This window comes from Dehalococcoidales bacterium, assembly GCA_030698765.1.
Classification (GTDB): Bacteria; Chloroflexota; Dehalococcoidia; order Dehalococcoidales; family UBA2162; genus JAUYMF01.
Window position 1 is genome coordinate 1 of the sequence record JAUYMF010000131.1, and the last position, 4627, is coordinate 4627.

General features: G+C 53.8%; 5 protein-coding genes. 3 read left to right on the forward strand and 2 right to left on the reverse strand.

What is annotated here, in order from left to right:
- Positions 1-396: 396 nt before the first annotated feature.
- The 3 genes from Q8Q07_06470 to Q8Q07_06480 are packed head-to-tail and all read left to right on the forward strand — an operon-like array spanning position 397 to position 2674.
- Positions 397-1185, forward strand: coding sequence for a PAC2 family protein (locus tag Q8Q07_06470; GenBank protein MDP3879928.1), 789 nt, complete (start codon positions 397-399; stop codon positions 1183-1185).
- A 17-nt stretch (positions 1186-1202) separates the two neighbouring features.
- Positions 1203-2135 carry a HEAT repeat domain-containing protein gene (locus Q8Q07_06475; protein ID MDP3879929.1) on the forward strand — a complete coding sequence of 311 codons (933 nt, stop codon included), beginning with the start codon at positions 1203-1205 and terminating at the stop codon, positions 2133-2135.
- Positions 2136-2146: 11 nt separating this feature from the next.
- On the forward strand, positions 2147-2674 hold the full coding sequence (locus Q8Q07_06480) for a GNAT family N-acetyltransferase (GenBank protein ID MDP3879930.1): 528 nt from the start codon (positions 2147-2149) through the stop codon (positions 2672-2674).
- Positions 2675-2835: 161 nt separating this feature from the next.
- On the opposite strand, the gene Q8Q07_06485 is transcribed toward Q8Q07_06480, so the two are convergent.
- Together Q8Q07_06485 and Q8Q07_06490 are read right to left on the reverse strand one after the other, a co-directional pair.
- Positions 2836-3825, reverse strand: a complete 990-nt coding sequence (locus Q8Q07_06485) for an SDR family NAD(P)-dependent oxidoreductase (GenBank protein ID MDP3879931.1) — start codon at positions 3823-3825, stop codon at positions 2836-2838.
- A 63-nt stretch (positions 3826-3888) separates the two neighbouring features.
- On the reverse strand, positions 3889-4627 hold a 739-nt coding region (locus tag Q8Q07_06490; GenBank protein MDP3879932.1), incomplete at its 5' end, for an SDR family NAD(P)-dependent oxidoreductase.

The following is a 4627-nucleotide window of genomic DNA, read 5'->3' on the forward strand; positions in this document are numbered from 1 at the left end:
TATTTACCAGCTCCTGAAACAGATTGCCGCCATCGGCAGCGAGAGCAAGTGGGTGGGCGGCTTCCTGAACACCCCACCGCTCTACTTCTCCAGCGTATCGGTGGCGAGCAAGTGAGGACAGCAAAGGGCTGGTTATGACTGGAGGCAAAAGAGATAGTAAAATTTGGTAAAATACGTGCCTGATTAGCCTTGATCTGCTGCCCCGTCATTCCGTGCTTGACACGGAATCCAGAAGTGGGGTATCAAAGAACCGGATTCCGGCTTCCGCCGGAATGACAAACGGGCAAAATAATTATGGAGAAGGGGATAGGGTTACCTTAATAACGGATTGCTTCGTCGTCCCGATATAATCGTGACTCCTCGCAATGACACACAAATAGAATATAAAGAGGCATCATGAATAAATTATTCAAGTTTCATGCCCGCCCCAAGCTTAACACACCGAACATGGTGGCGGCCTGGCCCGGCATCGGCAACGTGTCGATTATCGTCGCTACCTATCTGAAGAGGAAGCTGGACTTCAAGGAGCTGGGGGAAATCGAGGCATCCCAGTTCTTTGACCCCATCGGCGTGGTTGTCAAGAACAATATCGTGGAAGCGCCCCAGTTCCCGCAGAGCCAGTTTTACTACCGGAAAAATAAGGGCGGCGGCAGTGACACGATACTATTTATCGGTGAAGACCAGCCCGCCGGCAAGGCGTATGACCTGGCCAACTGCATCCTCGATGTGGGACTGAAATTTCAGGTCAGGAGAGTCTACACCTGCGCGGCTGCCCTCACCCACATCCACCCCACCGAGCAGCCCAGGGTCTGGGGAGTAGCCAGCAGCCCGCACTTAATGGATGAGCTAAAAGAACACGATTTAGCGCAGAGAGGCAACCTCCATATCTCGGGATTGAATGGATTGCTGCTGGGCGTCGCCAAGGAGAGAGGGATTGAAGGTATCTGCCTGCTGGGTGAAGTGCCCATGTATGCTACGCGCATCCACAACCCCATGGCCGCCCTGGCAATAGTTGAAGTCCTGACCAAAATACTGGGTGTTAGCCTTGATACCCTTGAACTGGCCCTGCAGGCCGGGGAGACCTCAGCGAAAATGAAGCAACTGGCGGCGGAGGCTATGGAGGAATACATAGACCTCTTTACCGAGCCGATATGGGAGCAGGGAGAAGAAGAGGAAGAGGAATAAATCTGGAAGAGACTCTTATGGTATCACCCGTTGACGAGATTATTATTGAGCTAGGCCACTGTGAACAGCCACCACTCTACTCAAAGCTGGCTGAGCTATCCAACCTGACCATAGCTGCGATGGAGCTTTTTAAAAGGTCATGGGCAACAATCGACACCGAGCGGCGGCGACAGGTTATTGCCCGGCTGGTAGAACTGACTGAAGACAACCTGGAGCTTAACTTTGACGCCATCTTCAAACACTGCCTGCAAGACCAGGACGCCGAGGTACAGAACAAGGCGATTGAAGGTCTCTGGGAAAATGAAGAGGCTTCCCTGATTAACCCGCTGGTAGATTTACTTGATCCAGAAAACGCGGAGAAAGTCCAGGTAACCGCGGCTACGGCACTGGGCAAATTCGCCATGCTCGCCGAGCATAAAAAACTGCGCGACTGCCATCGGGATAAAGTTCAGGAGGCACTGTTGTCCGTAATTAACGACAAAAATAGAACCCTGGAATTAAGGAGGCGTGCCCTGGAGGCAGTCGCTCCCCTCAGCCTTCCGCAAGTGAACAAGACTATCCTGGCAGCTTATCAAAGCGACGATAGTAGACTGAAAGTCAGCGCTATTTACGCTATGGGACAGAATTGCAGCCCGTCCTGGCTGCCGGTACTGCTTAAGGAGCTTGACAGTACTGAAGCTGCGGTGCGCAATGAAGCCGCCTGTTCCTGCGGTGAGCTGGAGGATGAAGAGGCGGTACCTCATCTCATTAATCTGGTCAAAGATACTGATATTGATATCCAGATGGCAGCCATCCGGGCATTAGCTAAAATAGGCGGGACTCAGGCTGAAGAATTCCTGGAACTCTGCCTTGAAAACGCTGATGAAGCCATCCGCCAGGCAGCGGAGCAAGCCCTTAGTGGACTGGAACAGAAAGAGGACATGTTACCTTTCCCGTTCCAGAGCACTTGATAACGTAAACCATGATTGTCGGTAATAAAGTAATACTTCGTGAAAAAAGACTGTCTGATGCCAGGAACGACTACGAATGGGAATCAGACCCTGAACTGGCCATGCTTGATGCCGCGCCGGTAGTGAACATCACCTTCTCTCAGTACCTCGAAGACTATGCTGACGAGATAAACCACTTTTTCAAGACCAGCCGCCGCTTTGCCATTGATACCCTGGAGGGTAAGCACATCGGCAACTGCTCCTACTACAACATTAATGAAGCCAGGAAAGATACAGAGCTGGGCATTATGATTGGCGACCGGGACTACTGGAATAATGGTTACGGCGCTGATACGGTGACCACCCTGGTAAATCACATCTTCAACCGGACAAAGCTGAACCGCGTTTACCTGAAAACCCTGGAATCAAACGACAGGGCACAAAAATGTTTCCAGAAATGCGGCTTTACCCCGTATGAACTCCTGACCAAACCCAGGTTCAGGTTTGCCCTTATGGAGATACACCGCCCTCAATGGCTGGAAAAGCAGAGCAGGGCCTGAGTTAATCCCTAGTAGCTTGTATCACTTAAATTGTACCGATCGTCATTGCGAGCGTAGCGAAGCAATCCGTTTCTCGGGGTGGCGGATTGCTTCGGGCTTCGCCCTCGCAATGACAGTTTTGGTGGCTATCTCTTAAACGAAGGATTAAGTGTTACAAAGTACTAGTCGGCAGCTATGCTCCGGTACCCTTTGAGCAATCCCGCGGGTACTGCTTCCGCCAACTCATCTACCGTCCACAGCCCGGCGTCTTTTTTGATGAGGTACTTCTCTTCGGGATCTGCGTAAATGGCAATCTCGTTACCGACGACCCGGAATACGGTACCACTGACGGAGCCCGCCTCCTCCGTAGCCAGATAGGCGACAAATGGGGCCAGCCCCTCCGGACCGGCGATAGTTTCCAGCGCTGCCGGCGCCGTTGTTTCCGTGCCTCGCTCAGCCCTGATGGTAATACCCGCTTCAGACATTATCCGGGTCCGCGCCGCCAGGCTAATCACTCCCCGCGTCATCGCCAGTGGCGCGTAGGCATTACAGGTCACGCCGTATTTGTACATTTCCCGGGCTACAGAGCGCGTCAAACCCACCACCCCGGCATTGGCGGCGCTGTAGTTGGGATGTTCCATATTGCCCAGCCAGGCCCCGGAAGTGCAGTTTATGATCCTTCCCCAGCCCTGCTCTTTCATCAGGGGTGCTGTGTGACGGATACAGTTGAAAGACCCCTTCAGCTTGGCAGTAACCACGTAGTCCCAGGCTTCTTCTGATAGCTCCCAGATAAAACCGCGCCGGAAAGTACCGGCATTATTCACCAGGATATCTATCCTGCCGAAGCTGTCCACCGCCGTCTGTACCAGTTTGCCCGCCGTCTGGAAATCACCAACATCGCCGAAGAAGGGCACCGCCTCACCACCCATGTCCCTGATTTCTTTAGCCACCGTCCCGGCATCCCCGCCAAGCTGGCGGGCTTGCTCCTTCTCCTCTTCGCTCAGTTTTTTCTCGAAATCCTCCCCGTAAATGCTGAGTCCGGTGGAACCGGGACGGCGGTTATTGGTCACCACCCTGGCCCCTTCCCCTGCCATCGCCAGGGCAATAGCTCTACCTACCCCCTGCCCGGAGCCGGTGACCACCGCCACTTTACCCTTTAATCGGTCTACCATCTTTTCAATCCCCTTTCTCTATTTATTCGGACTGAGCACGTTCAGTCCAGTCTGGAATCAAACTCACCTGCCTGCCGCTGGACTGGTATATCCCGCCAGCAGTGTCTTCGGCATTTGCTCTATCAGTTCATCTACCGTCCACAGGCCGGTATCCTTCTTGATCAGGTTCATCTCTTCCGGCTCCGAGTAAATACGGAATTCTCCGTTACCGGCCGCGGCAAATGCCGTCCCGCTGACATGAGCGGCGGCATCAGTAGCTAAATAGACAATCAACGGCGCCATTCCTTCCGGCGGGCCGTGCAGCTCTTCCATACGTATCCTCCGCCCTTCATCCATGAGGGGAGTCCCCGCTTTGGCCATCACCCGGTTACGGGCCGTCGCATTGACATGACCTCTTGACATCGCTGTCGGCGCGTAAACATTACAGGTCACGCCGTATTTGTACATTTCCCGGGCTACAGAGCGGGTCAAACCCACCACCCCGGCGTTGGCGGCGCTGTAGTTGGGATGCCCCAGACCACCCAGCCAGAGTCCGGAAGTGCAATTTATGATCCTGCCCCAGCCCTGGTCTTTCATCAAAGGAGCCGCGTGACGGATACAGTTAAAAGTCCCTTTCAGCTTGGAGGTAATCACATAGTCCCAGGCTTCTTCAGATAGCTCCCAGATAAAAGCGCGCCGGAAGGTACCGGCGTTGTTCACCAGGATATCTATCCTGCCGAAACTGTCCACCGCCGTCTGTACCAGCTTGCCCGCCGTCTGGAAATCACCAACATCTCCGAAGAAGGCGACCGCCTCACCACCC